Source organism: Kitasatospora sp. NPDC022785 (assembly GCF_055561295.1).
The window spans coordinates 38588-60044 of sequence record NZ_JBVHHB010000009.1 but is presented as its reverse complement, the minus strand read 5'-3'; the positions used below and the strand labels follow the sequence as shown (position 1 = coordinate 60044).

Here is a 21457-nt window from a genome sequence, read left to right as displayed (position 1 = left end):
CGCGCCGGGGCAGGCACCGGGGCCGGGCGGAGCGGCCGGCCCCCGCCGGGTCGGTCGCGGACCACCCGGCCGACGAGCGGCAACGGGGCGCCCGGGGCGGCGTCCGCCCGCCGCCTCGGCTCAGGCGACCGTCAGGACGATCTTGCCGGTGGTGCGGCCCTGCTCGCCGATCCCGTGCGCCTTCGCGGCCTCCGCCAGCGGCAGGACCGTCTCGACCACGGGCTTCAGCGCGCCCCGCTCCACCAGGGCCGCGATCTCCCGCAGGCCCAGGTGGTCCGGCTCGACCAGGACCCACACGGCCCGCACCCCGTCCTGGGCGGCGGGAACGTCGTCGGGCCCCGGCAGGGTGATCAGCCGGCCGCCGGCCCGGAGCACCTTCAGGGAGCGCTCGGCCGTCTCGCCGCCGAGCCCGTCCAGCACCACGTCGATGTCGGACACAACGTCCTCGAACCGCACGGCGCGGTAGTCGACCACCTCGTCCGCGCCCAGCTCCCGCACCAGCCCGTGCTTGCCGGCGCTGGCCGTGCCGATGACGTACGCGCCGCGGGCCTTGGCGATCTGCACCGCGAAGTGGCCGACCCCGCCGGCCGCCGCGTGTACCAGCACCCGCTCCCCGGGGCGCACGTCGGCCGTGTCCACCAGGGCCTGCCAGGCGGTCAGCGCGGCCAGCGGCAGCGCCGCCGCCTCCACGTGCGTCAGGCCCGCGGGCTTGGGGGCGAGGTGCCGGGCCGGCGCCACCACGTACTCGGCGTATCCGCCCGCCTGGCGCGGGAACAGCGGCATCCCGAAGACCTCGTCGCCGGGGCGGAACATCCCCACGCCGGGTCCGACGGCCTCGACCGTGCCGGAGACGTCCCAGCCGACCGCCGGCACGGCGCCCCACTCGATGAGGCCGCCGCCGGCCCGGGTCTTCCAGTCCACCGGGTTCACTCCGGCCGCGTGCACGCGCACCAGGACCTCGTTCAGCCCCGGCTCGGGGCGCTCGACCTCGCGCTCGACCAGGTTCTCCGGCCCGCCCCACTGCTCCACGACCACCGCTCGCATGCTGTTCCGCCTCCGTCGTCCGTTTCGATCCGTACGCCGCGGGGTTCCCGGGCGACGCAGTCCACGATCCGGCATCCCGGCCCGCCACGGTGTTGGCCGTTTGGCCACTATGTGACAGGATTTGGCCATGGGTGGAGTCCAGGTGGCAGTGACGGAGAGCGAGCGGGACGGGGCGGCCGGGGCGCCACCACGGCGGCACCGGATCGCCGTGCTCGCCCTGCCCGGGGTCCCGCCCTTCGAGCTGGGGATCCCCTCCCGGGTCTTCGGCAGTGCGCAGGACACCGAGGGCCGCCCGCTCTATGACGTCGTCGTCTGCACCGCCGACGGCGCACCCGTCCTCAGCGACGCAGGCTTCACCGTGCAGCCGGCCGCCGGCCCCGAGGCCCTGGCCGCCGCGGACACCGTGATCCTGCCGCCCACGCACGCCATGCCCGAGCTGGGCCGCGGCGGCCCCCTGCCCCCCGAGGTCGGCGCGGCCATCGCCGGCATCCGGCCCGGCACCCGGCTGGTGTCCATCTGCTCCGGCTCCTACGTGCTCGCCGCAGCCGGGCTGCTCGACGACCGGCCGGCCACCACCCACTGGAACCTGGCCCCGGAGTTCCGCGCGGCCTACCCCAAGGTGAGGGTCGACGAGGAGGTCCTCTTCGTGGACGACGGCGACGTGCTCACCTCCGCCGGCGTGGCCGCCGGCGTCGACCTGTGCCTGCACATGATCCGCCGCGACCACGGCGCGGCGGTCGCCAACCGGGCCGCCCGCATGTGCGTCGTGCCGCCGTGGCGCGACGGCGGACAGGCCCAGTACATCGACCGCCCGGTCCCCGAACCCACCGTCGCCAGCACCACCGCCACCCGCGCCTGGGCCCTGGAGCACCTCGGCGAGCCGCTGCCCCTCACCCGGCTCGCCGAACACGCCCGGATGAGCCTGCGCTCCTTCACCCGGCGCTTCCGCGACGAGGCCGGCATGACCCCGGTGCAGTGGCTCACCGCGCAGCGCCTGGAGCTGGCCAAGCAGTTGCTGGAGACCACCGACCTGTCGATCGACCTGGTCGCCCACCGGGCCGGCCTCGGCTCCGCGAACTCCCTGCGCACGCACATGAGGACGGCGTTCGGGGTCTCGCCCGCCGCCTACCGCCGCACCTTCAGCCCCCACGACCCGGCCCCCGCGCCCGCCTGACGCCGCGCCACGTGCCGCGGGGCCCGGAGGTCTCACGTGGGGCCTGCACGAACGCGCCCCGAGGATCAGCGCTTCTTGAACTCCTCGATCGCCTCCCGGACCGCCTTTCCCATCGCGTCGCTTCCGACGTGCCCCGAGTCCTCGAAGATGTGGAGCCGCGCGTCCGGCCACGCCTTCGCCAGCTCCCACGCCGTCTGGACCGGGCTGCCCATGTCGTGCCGGCCGTGGACCAGCACCGCCGGGATCCCGGCGGAGCCCCGAGGGATCGAAGGTGGTGACGGCAGGTCCGGTCTCAGGGGTCGTGACCGGCAGGCGCGTGCACGATCAACTCCGCGAACACCCGCTCAGGCAACGCCGGCGCCCACCCGAATCCGCACCTGCTCCGGGCCGCCATCGGGCGGCGGCCTTCCGGCCGGTCAGACCTCAGGCGCTGTCGCCCTCCCAGTCCCAGTACCGGTCGCTGCCCGGCCGGGGCCCGTAGTGGGCGCGCCCGCCCGCGCCGTGGGCGCCGATCTCGGTGACCAGCGCCGCACCGTCCTCGAGCTCGTGCCGGCTCCAGCCGGTGACGTCGAGCAACAGCCCGTCGAGCGGGCCTGCCACCAGCTCCCGGTACACACGCCCTCGCCGCGGCCCCGGATCCGGATCGTCATGGTCCGCCCCGTACACCCGGCCCCGCATCAGCGCATCGTCGTCCATACCCCCAGCATCCCGGCCACCACCGACAACGGGCCCCCGCGGCCGACCGCGCGCAACCGCCCCGGCGCCCGTACAGTCCGAGACGATGACCACCAGTGAGCCCACCTTCGAGGCGACCGCCGACGAGCTCTACCTCCTCGCCCCGGCCGACTTCACCGCGGCCCGCAACCAGCGCGCTACCGAGCTCAGGAAGAGCCACCCGCAGCTCGCCAAGCGGGTCCGCGCGCTGCACCGCCCCGCCCAGGCCGCATGGGCCGCGAACCTTCTCGCGCACCGCCACAGCGACCTGGTCGAGCAGCTGCTGGAGCTCGGCCAGGCCCTACGGGACGCCCAGGAGCACCTCGCCGGGGAGCAACTGCGCGCCCTCGCCGAGCAGCGCCGCCGTCTGGTGCGGGCGCTGACCGAGCAGGCGGAACGGGACACGGCGGCGGCCGGCCATCCGCTCGGCGCAGCAGCCGTCGCCGACCTCGATCGAACGCTGAGTGCCGCGCTAGCCGATCGGGATGCCGGGCAGGCCCTCGCCGCGGGCCGGCTGACCGCCCCGTTGGAACCGGTGCTCTGGCCGGGCGCTGCGCCGGAGGCCGAAGAGCCGGACGCGCCGGGCGGTCCACACGACGGCGCTCGGAAGGCTCCCGTGTCGCTGCGCGGGCCGGCACCCGGGCACCGCGCGGCGCCCTCGCCCGAGGCGGCCGCCGGGGCGAAGGAACGGTCCGCGGCCCGGGAGGCGGCCCGACGAGAGCGGCTACGCGACCAGGAACGGGCCCGGGAGGCGGCAGCCGCGGCCCGGCGAGCCGCGGACGACGCCGCAGGCCACCTCGACGACGCAGCGCGCGCGCTCGCCGACGCCGAGGCGGCCCGCCGACGGGCAGCGGTGGAAGCCGAGCACGCCCGCGCCGCGCTCACCGAGGCCCAGGCGCGCGACACCCGCGCCCAGAACGATCTCGCGCGCGCCGAGGAACGGACGCGGGCCGCCCAGGATGCGGCTCACGCGGCCGGCAAGCAGGCCGAGTCGGCGCGGGAGTCGGCCCGGCAGGCGGACCAGCGGCTGCGCGAGCTGGAGGCCGACGGCCGCGAAAACGTGGACTGACCACCATCCGTCACCTGTGGGTGCCTTGGCGCGGCGGTCAGCCGCTGCACGCCGCGCAGAGGTGTTCCGCGCTCAGCGTCGCCACCGGCTGGATCGCCGCGCAGGCCCGGCACGAGTCCAGACAGGGACGGCAGTACGGACGCCCTTGCCAGCGAAGCGCCGGAACGGCGTTCTGCCGGCATCCGGCGCACTGCATCGTCACCGGGACACGGCGCCCGTGCTCGTGCCGCTCCGTCCGGGCCCGATCCTCCGCCGCGTGCAGGGACCGATGCCCGCTGCGCATCCGCGCCCGCACGGCCGCGGCGGCACGCCTGTACGTCTCCGGTCCCGCCTGACGGCCGTCGGAGACGTTGCCGGCAACATCGACCACCGTCGCGTTGGGCAGACACTCGGGGCAGCTCCCCGTGTCGTCCAACAGCCAGCCGTCCTCACACACCCCGCGCGGGCACTGCGGCGGCAGGACCAGCTCCAGGGCGATCTCGTCGGCACGGGAGAGCAGCGCCTCACCCGTCAGGTGCGAGTACCGCAGGAACCAGCGTCGTTCGACACGGTCCCGGAGCCGCTGCGGCGAGACACCGCCTTCGAGCTGGCGGCCGATCTCCCCGCGCACGGTGTGCGGGATCCCGCCGCGTTTTCCGAGCGCGGCCATCAGGGGGCTCGGGATCGCCGCACCGACCCATACGGCGGGGTGCTGGCCGTGTTCCATGAAGGGCGAACTCACTGAACGAATCCTTCCGCACCGGTCGGTCCCTGTCATCCCGCCGGTGTGTCCTTCCGACCGTGGAGTCGGGGGACGGGTGCCGTCGGCCCCGGCGGCGTGGCCGGGGCCGACGGGAGGGGCCGGGGCTACCGGCGCTGGCCGGGAAGCCTGCGGTCGCGGTCACGCTTGAGATCGAGGAGTTCGCGGAACAGCCCGCTCCCGGAGGCGAGTTCGGCGAAGGTTCCTTCCTCGGCGACCCGGCCGCCGCGCATGACGACGATGCGGTCCGCGAGGACGGCGTTGTCGAGGTTGTGGGTGACCAGGATCGTGGCGCGCCCGGCCGCCAGGGTCCGCAGGTTGTGGAAGATGCGGTGCTCCGCCCGCGGGTCGAGGTCGGAGGTCGGTTCGTCCAGGACGAGCAGGCCCGGGGCGCGCAGGGAGCGGTAGAAGGCGCGGGCGACGGCCACCCGCTGGAACTGGCCGCCGGACAGCCACTCGCCGCCCCAGAACGCGCGGGCCAGCAGGGTGTTGTACCGGGAGCGCAGCGTGGCCGCGACCTCGTCGGCGCCCGCCAGTGCGGCGGCGCGCTCCACCAGCTCCTGCCCGCCGGTCCGGTCGACGTGGCCGAGGTGGATGTTCTCGCCGAGGGTGAGCGGCCAGCGGGAGAACTGCTGCGGCACGAGTGCGACCCGCTCCCACAGGGCGTGCGGGTCCATCTCCTGGGTCGGCACGTCGTCCCAGGTCACGGCACCGCCGCTCGGCAGGGTCAGGCCGGACAGCAGCCGTAGCAGGGTGCTCTTCCCGGAGCCGTTCTCACCGATCAGGGCGACGATCTCGCCCTGGCGGATCTCCAGGTCCAGGCCGTCCAGCGTGGGTCGGTCGGCCCCGGGATAGGTGTACGAGACCTTCCGCGCCGCGACCCGGCGCGGGGCGGCGGGCTCGGCCGTGCCACGGCGCATCGCGTGCCCGCCGGCCTCGGCCACGAAGTCGTCGAAGTCCCGCAGGTACAGACCGAGCCGGTAGAGCCGGGTGCCGCCGCCGACGATGCCCTGAAGCCCGGACCCGGCGGTGCGCAGCGCGAAGACGGCCGTCCCGGCGGCCGCCACCGAGACGTGGCCGGTGGCCAGGAGTGCCAGGAGGGCGCCCCAGACCAGGACCGAGGCGAGGCCGGTGGCCAGGGAGCCGAGGAAGGAGATGCGGGCGGCCCGGTGGGCGGCCCGGTCGGTGGCGGCGTCCAGGCGGTCACCGGCCTTGCGGTACTTGGTGGTGAGGAAGCCCGCCATGGTGTCGGACCGGATCTGGTCGGCGTTGTCGTCGTGGCAGAGGCAGTACCGCAGCATCCCCAGCAGGCGCCGGTCGTCCATGCTCTCGATGGCCATCAGGTAGCGGATGCGTGCGGAGCGGGCCGCCACCACGCCCTGCGGGATCGACGCCAGGACCAGGAACGGCACGAGCACCGGGTGCAGGGCGGCAAGCACCCCGGCGGCCGCGGCGAGGGTGACGACGGAGGCGATGATCTCCTGGGCCACGCCGAGGAGTTCCTGCGAGGAGTCGGCTCCCCGGTCGGCGGCGTCCCACCGTTCGGCGTAGCCGACGTGGTCGTACGCCTCCAGCTCGGCGGCCACCGAGACGGCCAGCAGCTCCAGCTCCGCCTCGCGCGCGATCCTCGGCGAGAGCCGCTCGGAGATCGCGACGCTGACGGTGCCCAGCAGCGCCCGGCCGGCGGCCGCCACCGCCAGGACCGTCACCGGCCACGCGCCGTCGCCGAGCCGGCCGACGACCGGACCGCCGGCAGGCGCGATCACCGCGCCGATCGCTCCGGTGGTCGCCCAGAGCGCCAGGGCCGCCAACACGCCGGAGATCAGCTGCCCGGCGAGCAGGACGACGGTGGCCCGCCGGTCCACCCGCCATGCCAGCCTGAGAGTGCGGCGCACCAGCTGCGGCAGGCGCCGCATCATCGCCCACGCCGACAGCTTGGCGGTGGCCTGCACGATCCGGTCCGTGCGGTAGGACCAGCGGGCCTCCTCCGCCTCGTCGCCCGGCTGCTCGCCGGCCGGTTTCACGTTTTGCTGCTGCTCAACCACGCATGCTCCTCGAATGACCTGACACGTCCGTGCTGCACGCGGGCAGCCCTGACCGCCGTGCCGGGTGGCCGGGCGAAGGCCCGGCGCGGGGCGTGCGGGGGTGGCGGACCGGCTCCCTGGGGAGCCGTCCGGAAGGGCTGGGGTCGCGGTGCGCCGCTGATCCTGGCAGTGGCTCGCCCGCCCGCCGGGCGTGTCCCGGGGGGCTCACTCGATGTGAGCAAACCCGTGTCCCGGTCGGCGAGTTGGTGGACATCGCCGCTCGCCCTTGCGGCTGCTGGCAGCACGCGGGGGTGCCCCCGGAGGGCGAGGTCGGCGTGCCGCGTACCCGGTGTGACGGGGCGGGCCGCCGGTTTCGACGGCGCCGGCCCGCCCCGCCGTCTGCCGGCGGGGCGGGCCGAGGTAGGCCCTGCGGTCGTCGTGTACGTCCGGACGCCGGACCTGCGGGGACAGACCGGCGAGCGGTTGGTCAGTGACTGTGCCGCAGGATCCACCGGACGCCGCGGTCGGCGCCCACGCAGCGACGCCGGATCCGCGCGTGCCGCGCGTGCGGCACCTGGTCGGACAGGTGCAGGGCCACGTCGGTCAGTTCACGTGCTCGACACTGGAGATCGAGCAGGAAGTCGGGGTCGGGCCGGGGAGCGGCCATCAGGCGCTCGTACGCCGTCTCCACCGCGGCCAGCGCCGCACCCAGATCATGTCGTGCCGTCTGCGGACGGTGAGGAAGCGTTGCCATGCCCTCTCCTACACGGTAGTGATACGCCGATCCCGCGGTCGGTCGCCTTCGACGGGACCGGGGGCCGGCCGGTCGCCCGATCGGCCACCAGCGTCTGCTGTCACGCACTCCCCGGACTGTCGGTGTCCGGCTCGGCCATCTTCTGCTGCGCCTCGGCGATCGCACCCTTCAGGGCCTGCACGTGGTGCCCCTCGGCCTCGCCGACCGCCTTCTTGACGGCGCGGGTCACGGCCGGTTCGACCTTCCCGGCCGCCGAGCGCGGGAAGGCGACGATCAGTCCCGCGCCACCGAGCGGGATGGTGGCCCCCACCTGCTCCTCCAGTTTGGCGGCCGTCTTGTGGTGGACCAGTTTGCCGGCCCCGGCGCCGATCACCGCGCCGACCGCGGTCGCGGCCAGCAGCGGTGGCGCGAACAGCCCGACCACGAACCCGACGGCGCCCAGGCCCGCCGCGCCCTCGCGAACCATGTGGTCGGTCTCCTCCACCGACAGGTCGCCGTTGAGGTCCTTGCTCACGACCACCGCACCGTGCAGGTAGCCGCCGCTGGCCAGGACCGCCTCGTAGTCCTCCCGGGCGGCTTCCTTGGACATGTAGCCGCCGATCAGCACGTCAATGGTCTCGTCGTCGAACTTCATCGGTCCTCCTCTGCTCCGCGAACGTGCCTCACCCGGCGAGTCCGTGCCCGGCGTGCCCGTGGTGGGCAGCCGTGTGCAGCGTGTCCTCGTCCTCGGCCGACTGGTGCGACTCGATGTCGAAGGTGACCTTCTTGACGGTGCCGGTGAAGGCGAAGGGCTTCTTGTCCTCGTAGCTGAGGTCGACGACTCCGCCGTTGTCACGGCCGATGTCCATGCCCGCGTAGGCGGAGAAGCGGATCGGGACGGTGTGGTCCATGCGGCCGGTGGCGACGGTCTTGCCGTCGATCAGCAGGGTGACCTGCCCGCCGGTGGCGGGCTTGGGCGCGTCGGCCACGAACTCCATGCGCACGCTCACCTCACCCGCCGGCAGCTGCACTTCGGCCTGCTGCCGGTAGACGAACACGCCCATCATCGAGTAGGTGTGGGTGAGTCTGCCGTCCTGGACGAAGAGCGAGAACCCGCCCAGGTGGTCGGCCTCGGCCACGATCACGCCTTCGACTCCCTCCGGCGGGACGACCAGGTCGGCGCTGATCGTGTACGAGTGGTTGTAGATGCGCGGGATCATCCCCGACATGACGTTCTGGACGTCTCCCCGGTACTCGAAGTGGTCCAGATCCGGCCGTGGCGGGAGGATGCCGAAGAACGCGGACAGCGTGGCGAGCAGGGGGAGCACCTTGTACCGCTCCGCCTCCTGCCAGAAGAGCTCCCTCAACTCCCTCACCTTCTCGGGGTGATCCGCGGCGAGGTCGTGCGCCTGGCTGAAGTCGTCCGGCAGGTAGTACAGCTCGGTCGGGTCGTCGTCCGGATTCCAGACGCCGGGCGCGTACGGCCTGAGCGCATGGGGTGTGACCACCCACGGGATGCGCTCGGTCTTCATCGCCAGCCACCAACCGTCCTTGTACATGGCGCGGTTGCCGATGCTCTCGAAGTACTGCTGCGTGTGCCGTTCCGGCGCGGCCGCGTCGGACAGCGACTCCGCGAAGGTCACACCGTGGTGGGGCTCCTGCTCGATACCGTCGACATGGGTGGGGGCGGGGATCCCGGCGATGTCCAGGATCGTCGGACCGATGTCGATGACGTGGGTGAACTGCGAGCGCAGCGTGCCGGGGTCGGTGATGCGCGCCGGCCAGTGGACGACCATCGGGTCCCGCGTCCCGCCGAGGTGGGACCCGACCTGCTTGCCCCACTTGAACGGAGTGTTGCCCGCCCACGCCCACGCCGCGGAGTAGTGCGGATCCATGAGCTGGGAGCCCCAGGCCTCGATGCCGCCGTAGCGGTCGGCCAGTTGGAGCTGCATCTCGTCGCTGAGCGGGATGCCGTTCTGCATCGTCATCTCGTTGAACGAGCCGGTGACGGTGCCCTCCATGCTGGCCCCGTTGTCACCCCAGATCCAGATGATCAGCGTGTTGTCGAGCTCGCCGAGTTCGTCGATCGCGTCGATGACCCGGCCGACGTTGTGATCGGCGTTCTCCGAGAATCCCGCGTAGACCTCCATCTGGCGGGCGTAGTAGGCCTTCAGGCGGTCGGAGACGTCGTCCCACGCGGGGAAGGCCTCGTCGCGCGCTGTCAGTTCGGCGTCCGCCGGGACCACGCCCAGTTCCTTCTGCCGGGCGAAGACCTCCTCCCGGAGCCGGTCCCAGCCCTGGTCGAACTTGCCCTTATACTTGTCCGCCCATTCGGAGGCCACGTGGTGCGGGGCGTGGCTGCACCCGGTGGCGAAGTAGGCGAAGAAGGGTTTGCGGGCGTCCTGCGCCCGGACACCGTGGAGCCACTCGATGGTCTTGTCGGCCATGTCGTCCGGCAGGTAGTACGGGTTCTCCTTGTCGTAGAAGCTTGCCGGAGTGCCGATGATCTTCTGGTTCTCCGCGAGGCACGGGTCCCACTGGCCCGCGTCACCGCCCAGGAAACCGTAGAAGTAGTCGAAGCCCCACCCGTTCGGCCAGCGCGTGAACGGCCCGGCCGGCCCCTGGTCGCCGTCGGGGGTCAGGTGCCACTTGCCGAACGCCGCGGTGCTGTATCCGTTCTCCGCCAGGACCCTCGGCCATGGCGTGCAGTCCCGCGGCACGATCGCCGTGTAGCCGGGGAAGCCGCTGGAGAACTCGCCGATCGAGCCGAATCCGACCGTGTGGCTGTTGCGCCCGGTGAGCAGGGCCGCTCGCGTCGGGGAGCACAGCGCCGTGAGGTGGAACCGGTTGTACCGCAACCCCGCCTCGGCCATCCGGGTGAAGCGCGGGGTGTTGATGGGACCGCCGAACGTGCTCGGGTTGCCGAAGCCGGCGTCGTCGATCAGCACCACCAGGACGTTCGGGGCCCCCTCCGGAGGCTCCGGATGCCCGATGAGGTTCCAGTCCGGCACCGATCCGTCGAGGGTTCTGTTGCTCACTCCCTGGAACGGCAGCCTGCGTATCGGAAGCTTCGTACGGTCAAGCTCGCTCATCGTTGTCCTACTTCCCGTTCACAACCATCAGCGTCAGGGTCGCCGGGGCCAGGGAGGACAATCCCGTGAGTCCCTGCAACCGGTGTCGGCGTCGGCTGAACCGTGACCGGCTCCGGACGGCTGAGTTCTGATGCTCTTGTGTCGCTCTCTGCCCTTGTTCCGTCGTTGCCTGCGGCGTTGGGTTCTCGACGAGGCGGGCATCTCGTTCTCCCCTGACCGGAGCGTCCCCGCTGACTCCGGTACCGAGGTGCGGGAAGCCGACGTCGCCGGTCCGCCTTCCGCCCGCGCGGCGCCCTGCTCGGGGTCGGGGAGGGCCTGGCGTCCGGCTCAACAGCGGGCGTGGCAACCGGAGATGTCGTCGCCGGCGATGACGGCGACTTCCTCATTGTCCGCCGGGACCATTCCGTCCGCCCGACGGCGCGGATTCGGAGGGACGAGTCGCCGGTCCCGACGCGGAACGAAACGGCATCTGCCGCATGCAGGCTGGGACTTCGGCCGGGATGCGGGCCCTCGGCGACCGTGCGAGGCTGTCAATGAGTCCGGCCCGGCCGGCACCTCCATGGGTGCGGACGACGGCCGAGAGTTCCCGAAGACTCCTGTACGGCCGAGAGTTCCCGAAGACTCCTGTACGGCCGAGAGTTCCCGAAGACTCCTGGTGACCGGATGGACGGCGCCCGCCGCCGTTGCGGTGGTCTTCGCCGGCGCTGCGGCGGTCTTTGCGGCATCTCCCCCATCGCCGAGGTCCGCCCACGGACGACGAGACAACGGAGGCGCAGATATGACATCACCCGACAACGACGAACTGGGACCGGTCGACTACCTCGTCGTCGAGTTTCCGCCCGCTACCTCGCACTTCACCGGCGAAATGGCCGCAGAGCTCGACAAGCTGGTCACCTCGGGGACCATCCGGGTCCTGGACCTGGTCATCCTGACGAAGGGGCCGGGCGGCGAGCTGGACGTCCTGGAGGTCAACGACCTCGAAGGCGTCAGCGAACTGCGCGCGGCAGAGGCACAGTTGGCCGGCCTGCTCGCCGAGGAGGACGTCATCAACCTGGCCGCCGCCATGGAGCCCGGCACGACAGCCGGAGTGCTGGTCTGGGAGAACACGTGGGCGGGACCCTTCGCCGCCGCCGCACGCCGCTCCGGGGCCCAGCTCATCGCCAACGGACGCATTCCGATCCAGGCCATCCTGGCCTCGATCGAAGCCGACGAGGAAGGAGAGTGAGATGCCCCTCGGACCCATGCGCAGAGGACGACGCGGGGTGATCGGCGCCCCCGTCGCTCGTACAGCGGCTGTCGTCGGCACGGCAGCGGTCGTCGCCCACGGGGTCGACCGCCGCAGCGACCGGCGCGAGGACCGCCGGGACGACCGTCAGGACCGCCGGGAGGACCGCCGGGACCGGCGCTGATCCGGGCCTCACTGGCCGAGTACCACGGCAGGAGACCGGGCGAATCGGGCTGCCCGCTGCGATCAACGGGGGGAAGACCTCCACGGGGCACGTCGCCCGACGGGAAGGGCTGTTGCCCGAGCCCGCCGCGGGCGACGTCCTCCCATGTCGGCCTCCGTCGGCGGCCGCCGGCCGGCCCGGGTGACATACGCGACGGCGCCGTTCCGGGGCGACGTCCGCCACCGGATGCGCCGCGAGCTCGCCGAGACCTGCCCGGTGGCGGCCGTGTACGAGACGAAGCGGGCGCTGCCGACGCGGTGCGCATCAATGGCGATCGGGCTGACCCGGACCCGTCGCACCGGCCCCTCGCCGCCCACGGGGCGGGCGAGCGCGTCATCGCTGCCCCTGCGGAACCAGCCGCCGTCCAGCCGGACAGGCCGCGGACCGGCAGGGGGCGCGCCGGACTGCGCGGCCGGCGGCGCCGAGAGCGCCGAGAGCATGGGCGGCCCCGACGCGCCGGTCCCCGGTCCGGCGGCCCGGGGTGCATCAGCAGGGGGTGTTTCGCGTCGTGGGCGCGGCTTCTCCGTTTCCCGGTAACCGCAGGAGTCCAGGTCGCCCCCGCTCCATTCCCCGCGTGTCGGACCGGCCGCCCACAGCCTGTGACTGTCAGTCAACTCGGTTATTTCTTCGTAGTTCTGACGGACAGTCCGAAACACAGGATCCCTCGCTTCCCGGGCCGCCTCACAGGCAGGGGCCGCGGCCGCCCACGACCCTCGACGGCTGCTACCGCGGGACGGGCCCCAGCGGAAAGGGCGCGGGGCGGTCGCGGAGGTGCTGCCTGACTGCCGCCGTGGCAGCCTGGATACGGAGTCTCCGACCAGGTCGCCCGATCCGGCGACAAGGCTGTTCTCGAAGGAGCCCGAACATGGCCAGCAATGTCAGCGGAACGCCGACGGATACCCAGGTTTCGCCAAGGCCGTTCGCAACCGGTTGGACCGTCTTTGCCGCAGTGCTCATGATCTTCGGCGGCGCGATGGCGATATTCGAGGGGATCGCCGCCATCGCCAAGGACGACCTGATCGTCGTCACCCGCAGCTACACCTACCAGATGAACACCACCGGCTGGGGCTGGATCCACCTCATCCTGGGCATCATCATCGTTCTGGCCGGTGCGGCCCTCTTCACCGGTGCCGTCTGGGCACGTGCCGTCGGCGTCGTCGTGGCCGGGTTGGCGATGATCGCGAACTTCCTGTGGCTGCCCTACTACCCGTTCTGGGCCATCGTGCTGATCGCCATCGACGTCTTCGTGATCTGGGCTCTCTGCGCCGGAACGACCAGAACATCGCTGCAGGCTTGACCCACTGCCGCCGGCCCGCTGTGCGGGACCGGCGGCGCTGCGTCCCCGGCATCCGTGAGGCGCCGACCGGCCGAGCCTCCGAGCGGTGCGAGGCTCGGCATCGGGTCACACCAGCTGCGAGAGGCTCTGGCCCACCAACCAGAAGCCGACCAGGAGCGAGAGCACGACGATGGCCGGATCCTGGTGGTCGACGATCCACCGACGCAGCTGCTCCAGTCTGACCTCGGCGGCGCTCGGGGCGAACACGGTGTAGAGCTCCATCGCCAGCTGACTCGAGGCCGCCACGACGCAGAAGGCGAACAGGGCGAACCAGGTGGCGGAGTCGGACAGGTTCGCCTGGACCACGGCGGCCGCACCGGCGGCCACCAGCCCCCAGGGCTGGAGCAGTACCGCGAGTCCTGCCGCCGACCAGGAATTGGCCTGGTCCAGGTGTCTCTGCCACTTGGGGGTCTTCCGCTCGTGCGGTGCCTTGACGCGGCGCCGCTTGTGCTCGCCGTACGCGATCAGGCCGATGCCCACCGCCAACTTGACCACCAAGGCGGCCGTCGACGAAGCCGAGTTCCTGTCCGGAGGCTGACCACCGGTCAACAGCAGCACCGCGGCGATCACCACGACCAGGCACGCCAGCCAGGCAAGGATGAAGGCCAGCCCCTTGCGGACCCCCTGCTCGGCGGAGAGCAGCAGGACGAACGCGATGAGCGGGAGCGGCTCGAGCGTGATTCCCAGACCGATCACAATGAGCTCAAGGATCATCGTCAGCCACCTTTCCCGAGGTCACCGTCTGCCGGGTCACCCGGTCCGTCCGACCCGGGCCGGCCGGTCTCCTGCTGCGGCCCGCCGGGCTGCACACGCCGGTCGAGGCCCCTGCGCACGGCCTCCAGCATGACGTGCGCGATGACACCGATCAGGAGCACGTCCGCGAGCATCTGCAGCACCACCGTGCTCCTTGCCGCTTCCGTTTTGGGGGCGATGTCACCGAAGCCCACGGTGGAGAAGACCGTGACCGTGAAGTACACGGCATCCGTGCGGGACAAGGACTCGGTGAAGGATCCCGCTTGGCTCCTCTCCAGGAGAAAGTAGCTCGTGGCGAACAGCAGGATGAGCAGGGGGAACACGGTCGCGAGCGCCTCGACGGCCCGCAGCCTCGGGTACGGGGAACGGCTGACCGACCGTGTCTGCCAGGCGAGGAGGGCGGACACCGCCACCAGACCGAGGACGAGCCCCAGCACCGTCGCGGCGCGGTAGGGCTTGTCCATGGGGATCAGGTAGTAGGCCGTCAGCAGGCCGGCGGTGGTCACCAGCGGTCGTAGGAGTGCGCGCGCCAGGAGTCTGCGCCGCTTCCACCGGGGGAGGTACTGAAGGTCCGGCCCCACCATCCCCTTGCCCACCGGCTCAGGACCGCAACGACAACGGATGAATCGCCATGCGGATCACGATGCAGGATGCGTGCGCGGATCCGGCGCTCCGAGACCTCTTGACCGGGTGCGGACCACCTGGTCGGCCCAATCTGCCCCGACCGCCCGGAGTCCCCGTCTGCAGCGGTGGGCGATCCACCCGCGCGACCGGAGGCGGGGACGCCTTTCCGGTCGCGGAGGCTCAGACGCCCGGGCGCGGGCCGCCGGCGACCGTGGGAGCCGACGGCGGTCGGGGGGAGTCCCCCGGTTCCGCGTCCAGGAACTCCCGGATGGCGAACCCGACCAGCACCACGACGACGATCCACAGCACCACGGCCGCCGTCGGGTAGCTCCACGTCGCGAGGACGACGGCCGCCACGACGAGGACCGCCGCTCCGATCCAGCGCTTGTACTGGTGCACGAACCGGCCGACCGCCCCGAGTCGCATGCCGTGAGCGGTCGACACCTCGCGCAGGGCGCCGATCGCCGACTTGCAGGCCGTGCGGATCCAAACGGCGGCCTTGGACGGGCCGACCAGGAAGGCACCGATGGCCGTCACCAGGGCCGCCACGCCCACGGCGCGGACGCTCGCGCGCAGGAAGCGGATCAGGGCGTCGTAGATCGCGCCGGCGGCGGCCTGGGATGCTCCGGGCGGCAGGTGGTCGAGGTAGAACGACCGGAAGACCGTCAGGACGACTCCCAGCAGGAGCATGGCGATGGCCACCCCGAGCGCCGCGCCGACCAGGCCGCGGCGTCGGTTCACGGCGGTGAACACGCCGGCGGCGGCCACCAGCACGGCGATGATCGGGAGCCAGGTGCCCATGATCTCGAGGATCCGGAAGTAGGTCTTGACCTTGCCGACGTCCTTCGAGGCGAACACCACGAAGCTGGTGTGCACCTCCGGGATCTTCGCCGCCGGTCCGAAGCCCGACGCCACCAGCTGGTCCTTGACCTTGGCGACGAACGGCCCGATGTCGATGGCGACCTGGTTGTTCTCCAGCGAGACCGCTCCCCCGCCCTTGCCTGTCAGCGCCTTGTCGAGCGAGGAGTGCACGGCCCGGTTCGCGTCGACCCACAGGGTCTCGAACTGGTCGCTGGTCACCACCTTGTTCACGGTGGTGCTGACCAGTTGGGTGAGGCCGCTGGTGATCGGCCCGGTCAGGCCGCCGATCAGCTTGCCGAGCTCGGGCGGCGCACCCTGCTGGACGGCGGCCTGGGAGAGCTCGTCCACCACGGCCTTCACGTCGATCTGGGCCAGGACCTCCGAGGTCACCCGGTTGGTGAGCGCGGCCTGGACATCGGGGTTGCTCGCCAGCGGCGCCACCGTGGCGACGTACCGGTCGGTGTCACCGATGATCGAGTTGGTCCAGACCGCGATGACCGCGAGCAGAGCCAGCAGGGAGGAGATGACGATCAGGACGACCGAGCCCGTCGTTCGTAGGCGGTGGTGGCGCGCCCTGGGCGGTGGTGTGGACGCCTCGAGGGCGGTGAGCCGGTGCCGCAGTTCGTCCAGCTCGTTGCGCTCGTCCCTCGAGAGCTCGGCCGGCTGCGGCGGTCTGCCCGTGACCGGCGGCTCGCCCTCGGGCCGGCCGCCCTGCGGCGGCGTGTCCCCCGGTCGCCCCGGACCCGGCTCGGACGTGTCGGAAGGCATCACAGGCTCCCAGGGTCGGCTGTCATGAACGAGCTGGTCTGACGATCGGCCAGCCCTTCTTCAGGGAATGCTCGACGCCTCGGGACCGCCACCGGGGGTGCGCACACGAGTGACTGCCGTGCGGGTGTCCCACGTACGTACGTGATGGGTCCACGGCCCGGCGCGGGACCAGGTGGAGCCGGGCGAGGCCGGCCGTGCGCGGCACCACGGACGCCGGGTCACCTGCCGGGTCGGATGAACGTCGGACGCGCCGAGCACGGGCCCGCGCCGACCAGCGACCGTCACCACGAACCGCAGCAGACCCGCTGATCTCCACCCCGAAGGAAACAGGAGGCGTGGGCTTCACCCACCGCACTGCCCCCGAAGGCCGGGTGCTCCTACTGCAAGATGTTGATCGCGCGAGCGATCACCAGCCCACCGATTCCCAGAGACGCCACCGCTTCCGTCATCATCAGCAGCTTGGCCCACCGCTTGATCGCGGAGATGTCGGTGGGGCTGAACGCAGTGGCGGTCCAGAAGGCCAGCACCAGATAGTCGGCGAAGACCGGCACCCAGGTGGCCGGCGCGTAGGCCGTGTGCTGCATCTCGGGGAACACCAGGGCCGGATTTGCGTACGGCCGGTGCGCACGGGCAGCGGCACCACCGCGGTCCAGGTCCCAGTACCACAGCCCGAAGGTGATCACGTTCGTGGCCCAGACCACTCCCCCGGTAGCCAGCAATCCGGTGGCGTTGTTGGCGAACAGCTTGTTGTTGGTGAGGATGTCGGCCACCAGGCGGGCGGCGGCGAACAGATTCGCCACCGTCAGGAAGGCGATGACGACGCCGGTCGTCATCCGTAGCCATGGCTTCTGGCGGTCGATGCGGCCCGGGTCTCCGATGATCAGAGCGGCCAGCAGGACGAGCATGACGACCGGGACCACCCATGACGGGGTCACCCGGTACTTCTCGGGCAACGCCACGTGGAGGAACGCGGCGACCAGGATCGCCAACGCCACCGGCCACCAGTGCTCACCCCGGGCAGCGGCCTGATCCGGCGTCAGCGGGGGCGGAGCGGCCGGGTTCGGGGCTGGTGCCATACCCCAGTGTGGCCTCGCCGGCTCTGCTGCCGGAGCAGTGACGCGCCGCTTCGGCGACCACCGCCGACGAGCCCCTGAGCCGCACGAAAGCAGCCGCCGTCATTGCGCACCGTCGAGCCGCTACGGCGGCGCACGACCTGACGGCGGGACCGTGACGACAGCTCTCCCCTTCGGGGGAATGCCGATCCGGCGTGGCACTGGTTGCCAGGAATAGGTATATCTATAGCCATCTGAGGTGATTTGCCAGCCAGCAACACGCGCGGCTGCGGCCCGAGGGGAGTGGCCATGACGGTGACCAAAAAGGGCGTGACCGGCGGAAAGTCCGATGCGGGGGCATCCGCCCGGGGCGCGGCGCCGGAGCCCCCGAGCAGGGCGGACCGGGTGGCGAAGGGGAAGGCAGCCCGCAGGGCGGCACCGCTGGAGGCGCACGGCGAGTTCCGGCCGGGCGGATCGCGGGACCCGGTCGGGCTGCTGCTGGGCCAGGCGGCGTCGCGGGTGCCGGAACTGGTGCCGGTACGGCACGGGCGCATGCTGGTGTCGCCCTTCACCTACTACCGGGGGGCCGCACTCCCGATGGCGGCGGATCTGGCTGCCACACCCACCTCGGGTCTGCAGGTCCAGCTCTGCGGAGACGCGCACCTGTCCAACTTCGGCGCGTTCGCCTCGCCGGAGCGGCGACTGGTCTTCGACGTCAACGACTTCGACGAGACCCTGCCCGGGCCATTCGAGTGGGACGTCAAGCGGCTGGCCGCGAGCCTGGCGGTGGCGGGGCGCGACAACGACTTCTCCCGCAAGGCTCGCCGCAAGATCGTCCTGGAGGCGGCCAAGGGCTACCGGAAGGCGATGCACCGCTTCGCGGAGCAGCCCTTCCTGGAGGTCTGGTACGCGCACCTGGACATCGAGGAGGCCATCGGGCAGTTCAGGTCCCAGGTCAAGGCGAAGAGGTTCAAGGCGGCCGAGGAGCTGCTGGCCAAGGCCCACACCCGTGACAGCACGCAGGCGCTGGGCAAGCTCACCACCATGGTCGACGGTCGGCGGCAGATCGTCAGCGACCCTCCGACGATCGTCCCCGTCGAAGAGGTCTTCGGTGATGTGCAGGCCGACGAGATCTACAAACTGATCCGCACCGTGCTCGGCCACTACCGGCGCACCCTGCAGTCCGACCGGCGACACCTGCTCGATCAGTTCACACTGGTCCAGATGGCCCGCAAGGTCGTCGGGGTCGGCAGCGTCGGCACCCGCGCCTGGATCGCGCTGATGGACGCAGGGGACGGCGTCGAACCGCTGTTCCTGCAAGCCAAGGAGGCCCAGCCCTCCGTCCTGGTGGAGTACGCCGGGCACAGCCAGTACAGCAACCAGGGTGAGCGCGTCGTCGCCGGGCAGCACCTCATGCAGGCCCAGAGCGACATCTTCCTCGGCTGGACCCGCGTCACCGGCGAGGGAGGGGTGGACCGCGACTTCTACGTGCGCCAGCTGCGCGACTGGAAGTTCTCCGCACCGATCGAGATGATGCTCCCACGGGGCATGGCGGCGTACGGAGGGCTGTGCGGTTGGACCCTGGCCCGAGCGCACGCCCGCTCCGGTGACCGGATCGCGCTCGCCGCCTACCTCGGCGGCTCCGACCGCTTCGACCAGGCCATCGCGGACTTCGCCGAGACCTACGCCGACCAGAACGAGGACGACTTCGCCGCCCTGCAGCGTGCCGTGAACAAGGGCAGGGCCCAAGCCACCACCGGGATCTGACGTGTGGTTCGTCCTGCGGCCACCTCCGCCCGCGGGCGCAGGACGACAGGTGTGGGCGCCGCCGCGACAGCACGCCGCACCTCGGCGCCTCCCGTGCAACGGGCCGTCAACGGCGCCCGCTTCCCGGCCGTGCGATGACCGCTCCCCGAACTGCCACGCTGCGGCCGGGACACGTGGAACAGCCGTCAGCCCGGACCGGAGCCGGCCGGCCAGGCGAGTCCCAGGTCATAGGCGAAGATCACGGCCTGGACCCGGTCGCGGGCACCGATCTTGGCCAGGACCCGGCCCACGTGCGTCTTGACGGTGGACTCCGCGAGGACGAGCCGCTGGGCGATCTCCCGGTTCGACTGGCCCCGCGCCATCGCGAGCAGGATCTCGCGTTCCCGTTCGGTGAGCGCGCGCAGCCGGGGATCGTCGGCGGCTTCCTGCCCCGGGGCGCGGACCGGGAGGTGGTGGGCGTAGGCGTCGAGCAGGCGCCGGGTGAGCCCGGGTGCGATGACGGCGTCGCCAGAGGCGACGGCGCGGATCCCGGCGAGCAGTTCCTCCGGGAGGGCGTCCTTGAGGAGGAAGCCGCTGGCTCCGGCCCGGAGCGCGGCGTGGGCGTACTCGTCCATGTCGAAGGTGGTGAGGACGAGGACGCGGCAGCGGCCGCCCGATGCGACGATGCGACGGGTGGCCTCGATCCCGTCCATCCCGGGCATCCGGACGTCCATGAGGACGACGTCGGGGCGCAGTTCGGCAGCGCTGCGCACCGCTTCGGCGCCGTGTGCGGCCTCTCCGACCACGGAGGTGTCGGAGCTGCTCTCGAGCAGCATGCGAAAGCCCAGCCGCTGGAGGGGTTGGTCGTCGACGATGAGCACGGTGGTCACGATGTGCGGCTTTCGGGGCTGGAGGACGGGAGGAGGGCGAGGAGGGCTTCGACGGTCCAGCCGCCGGCGGGCCGAGGGCCGGCGGTGACGGTGCCACCGTAGAGTGCCGCGCGTTCCCGCATGCCGACCAGGCCGTGGCCCTCGTGGTGGACGGGTGCGGCCGGTGCCGGGCCGGTGTCGGGCGGTCCGGTGTCCTGGACGCGGATGCGGACCGCGGTGTCGTCGACCGCGACGTGGAGGGTGACCACGGTCCGGCGCCCCGCGTGCTTCAGGGTGTTGGTGAGCGCCTCCTGCGCGATGCGGTAGACGCTCAGCTGGGCGCCGCGGTCCAGCGACTCCAGGTCGCCGTCGGTGCGGTACGTCACCACGGGGCCCGCGGCCCGGATCCGTTCACAGAGGCCGGCGACGTCGGCGACACCGGGCTGTGGGCTGAACTCCGGGCTCTCGTCGTCCTCGCGCAGGACGCCGAGCAGCCGGCGCATCTCGCCGAGCGCTTCGCGGCCGGTGCCGCCGATGAGCTGGAGCGCCTCCTTGCCGCGCCGGGGATTGGTGTCCGCCGCGTAGGCGCCGCCGTCGGCGAGGCCGATGATGACGGCGAGGTTGTGGCCGATGATGTCGTGCATCTCCCGGGCGACGCGGGCCCGTTCGGTGGCGGCGGCGAGCTCGGCGCGCTGGTCGCGTTCGATCTCCAGCCGGACGGCGCGCTCCAGGAGGGCCGCCACGTGGGCCCGGCGGATTCGCAGCACCAGTCCGAGCGCGACCGACGCGGTGGCGGCGCTGACCAGGAAGAACAGGGCGTCCCCGAAGGTCACCACGGCCGAGACCCGGAAGGCCACCAGACCGACGGCGCCGGCGGTGACCGCACAGGCCCAGGGAAGGTGCCGCAGGCGTCCGTGCAGGGCGACGCTGTACAGGGCGATCAGCAGGGCGACGTCGGCGCGCAGCCAGACCAGCATGATCCACTGCACCGCGAAGACCGCCGCGACGACGGCGAAGGCGACGGTGGGCGCCCTGCGGCGCCACCACAGCGGGAGGACCAGTGCGGCCTGGAAAGCCCAGGTGCCCGCGGTCGACAGATGGGTGATCTTGAAGCGGAGCTCGCGCGGGCCGCCGCCGTGCACCAGGTCCGGGAGACAGAACAGCAGGAAGACCGCGATCACCACGCCGGTGTCGAGCAGCCACGGGTGCCTTCCGTCCAGTCGCCGCAGCCGGTGCCCCGCGTCGGCCAGCCGGACGACGAGTGGGTGCCCCCACAGCGGTTCCAGTCCCGGCGGCGGGGGCTGCTGCGTGGCGCCTGTGGCTGCGGCGTCGTCGATGGTCACGGAGGTCACCTGTCCCATGATGGCCGAGGACCGGCAGAGCGGTGGTCGGCCTCACCGACCACGGCACC

At 72.1% G+C, this 21457-nt stretch carries 19 protein-coding genes and 1 pseudogene; 6 read left to right on the top strand and 14 right to left on the bottom strand.

Features of this window, described 5'->3' with window-relative positions:
• Positions 1 to 120: 120 nt before the first annotated feature.
• Positions 121 to 1044 carry an NADP-dependent oxidoreductase gene (locus ACZ3YO_RS16675; protein WP_465569714.1) on the bottom strand — a complete coding sequence of 308 codons (924 nt, stop codon included), beginning with the start codon at positions 1042 to 1044 and terminating at the stop codon, positions 121 to 123.
• Between the two features lie 127 nt (positions 1045 to 1171).
• On the opposite strand from ACZ3YO_RS16675, the gene ACZ3YO_RS16670 reads away from it, so the two are divergent.
• Positions 1172 to 2218, top strand: coding sequence for a GlxA family transcriptional regulator (locus ACZ3YO_RS16670; protein WP_465569712.1), 1047 nt, complete (start codon positions 1172 to 1174; stop codon positions 2216 to 2218).
• Positions 2219 to 2283: 65 nt separating this feature from the next.
• On the opposite strand, the pseudogene ACZ3YO_RS16665 reads toward ACZ3YO_RS16670, so the two are convergent.
• A pseudogene (locus tag ACZ3YO_RS16665) lies at positions 2284 to 2520 on the bottom strand (alpha/beta fold hydrolase); the annotation flags it as partial.
• 121 nt (positions 2521 to 2641) lie between these two features.
• Positions 2642 to 2914 (bottom strand): hypothetical protein, encoded by a 273-nt coding sequence (locus ACZ3YO_RS16660; RefSeq protein WP_465552538.1) that lies wholly within the window; start codon positions 2912 to 2914, stop codon positions 2642 to 2644.
• A gap of 85 nt (positions 2915 to 2999) precedes the next feature.
• Between ACZ3YO_RS16660 and ACZ3YO_RS16655 the strand changes: the two genes are divergently transcribed.
• Positions 3000 to 4001, top strand: a complete 1002-nt coding sequence (locus tag ACZ3YO_RS16655) for a hypothetical protein (protein WP_465569709.1) — start codon at positions 3000 to 3002, stop codon at positions 3999 to 4001.
• A 37-nt stretch (positions 4002 to 4038) separates the two neighbouring features.
• Here ACZ3YO_RS16655 and ACZ3YO_RS16650 read toward each other — a convergent pair whose 3' ends face one another.
• The 5 genes from ACZ3YO_RS16650 to ACZ3YO_RS16630 form a co-directional block, all read right to left on the bottom strand.
• Complete coding sequence (locus ACZ3YO_RS16650) at positions 4039 to 4722, bottom strand: hypothetical protein (protein ID WP_465569707.1); 684 nt, start codon at positions 4720 to 4722, stop codon at positions 4039 to 4041.
• A gap of 125 nt (positions 4723 to 4847) precedes the next feature.
• Positions 4848 to 6785: an ATP-binding cassette domain-containing protein gene (locus ACZ3YO_RS16645; RefSeq protein WP_465569705.1), complete on the bottom strand. Its 1938-nt coding sequence runs from the start codon at positions 6783 to 6785 to the stop codon at positions 4848 to 4850.
• A gap of 466 nt (positions 6786 to 7251) precedes the next feature.
• Positions 7252 to 7518: a hypothetical protein gene (locus ACZ3YO_RS16640; RefSeq protein WP_465569703.1), complete on the bottom strand. Its 267-nt coding sequence runs from the start codon at positions 7516 to 7518 to the stop codon at positions 7252 to 7254.
• Positions 7519 to 7618: 100 nt separating this feature from the next.
• Complete coding sequence (locus ACZ3YO_RS16635) at positions 7619 to 8152, bottom strand: DUF1269 domain-containing protein (protein WP_465569701.1); 534 nt, start codon at positions 8150 to 8152, stop codon at positions 7619 to 7621.
• Positions 8153 to 8180: 28 nt separating this feature from the next.
• Positions 8181 to 10535, bottom strand: a complete 2355-nt coding sequence (locus ACZ3YO_RS16630) for an arylsulfatase (RefSeq protein WP_465569699.1) — start codon at positions 10533 to 10535, stop codon at positions 8181 to 8183.
• 832 nt (positions 10536 to 11367) lie between these two features.
• On the opposite strand from ACZ3YO_RS16630, the gene ACZ3YO_RS16625 reads away from it, so the two are divergent.
• The 3 genes from ACZ3YO_RS16625 to ACZ3YO_RS16615 all read left to right on the top strand — a co-directional run bounded on the left by ACZ3YO_RS16625 (position 11368) and on the right by ACZ3YO_RS16615 (position 13334).
• Positions 11368 to 11814 (top strand): DUF6325 family protein, encoded by a 447-nt coding sequence (locus ACZ3YO_RS16625; protein ID WP_465569697.1) that lies wholly within the window; start codon positions 11368 to 11370, stop codon positions 11812 to 11814.
• A 1-nt stretch (position 11815) separates the two neighbouring features.
• Entirely contained in the window at positions 11816 to 11998 is a 183-nt protein-coding gene (locus tag ACZ3YO_RS16620) for a hypothetical protein (protein ID WP_396320346.1), read from the top strand.
• 904 nt (positions 11999 to 12902) lie between these two features.
• Positions 12903 to 13334, top strand: a complete 432-nt coding sequence (locus ACZ3YO_RS16615; RefSeq protein WP_465569695.1) for a DUF7144 family membrane protein — start codon at positions 12903 to 12905, stop codon at positions 13332 to 13334.
• A 105-nt stretch (positions 13335 to 13439) separates the two neighbouring features.
• On the opposite strand, the gene ACZ3YO_RS16610 is transcribed toward ACZ3YO_RS16615, so the two are convergent.
• The 4 genes from ACZ3YO_RS16610 to ACZ3YO_RS16595 all read right to left on the bottom strand — a co-directional run bounded on the left by ACZ3YO_RS16610 (position 13440) and on the right by ACZ3YO_RS16595 (position 17455).
• Complete coding sequence (locus tag ACZ3YO_RS16610) at positions 13440 to 14087, bottom strand: GAP family protein (RefSeq protein WP_465569693.1); 648 nt, start codon at positions 14085 to 14087, stop codon at positions 13440 to 13442.
• Positions 14088 to 14089: 2 nt separating this feature from the next.
• Positions 14090 to 14632: a potassium channel family protein gene (locus ACZ3YO_RS16605; protein ID WP_465569691.1), complete on the bottom strand. Its 543-nt coding sequence runs from the start codon at positions 14630 to 14632 to the stop codon at positions 14090 to 14092.
• A gap of 298 nt (positions 14633 to 14930) precedes the next feature.
• On the bottom strand, positions 14931 to 16379 hold the full coding sequence (locus ACZ3YO_RS16600) for a hypothetical protein (protein ID WP_465569690.1): 1449 nt from the start codon (positions 16377 to 16379) through the stop codon (positions 14931 to 14933).
• A 377-nt stretch (positions 16380 to 16756) separates the two neighbouring features.
• On the bottom strand, positions 16757 to 17455 hold the full coding sequence (locus tag ACZ3YO_RS16595) for a hypothetical protein (protein WP_465569688.1): 699 nt from the start codon (positions 17453 to 17455) through the stop codon (positions 16757 to 16759).
• A 285-nt stretch (positions 17456 to 17740) separates the two neighbouring features.
• Here ACZ3YO_RS16595 and ACZ3YO_RS16590 point away from each other — a divergent pair, with 285 nt between their 5' ends.
• A complete protein-coding gene (locus ACZ3YO_RS16590; RefSeq protein WP_465569686.1) occupies positions 17741 to 19198 on the top strand; it encodes a DUF2252 domain-containing protein in 1458 nt (485 codons plus the stop codon).
• 185 nt (positions 19199 to 19383) lie between these two features.
• Here ACZ3YO_RS16590 and ACZ3YO_RS16585 read toward each other — a convergent pair whose 3' ends face one another.
• Both ACZ3YO_RS16585 and ACZ3YO_RS16580 read right to left on the bottom strand, forming a co-directional pair.
• Entirely contained in the window at positions 19384 to 20067 is a 684-nt protein-coding gene (locus tag ACZ3YO_RS16585; RefSeq protein WP_465569684.1) for a response regulator, read from the bottom strand.
• Entirely contained in the window at positions 20064 to 21398 is a 1335-nt protein-coding gene (locus tag ACZ3YO_RS16580) for a sensor histidine kinase (protein ID WP_465569682.1), read from the bottom strand. The genes ACZ3YO_RS16585 and ACZ3YO_RS16580 overlap by 4 nt, the downstream gene beginning before the upstream one ends.
• Between the last annotated feature and the right edge of the window lie 59 nt (positions 21399 to 21457).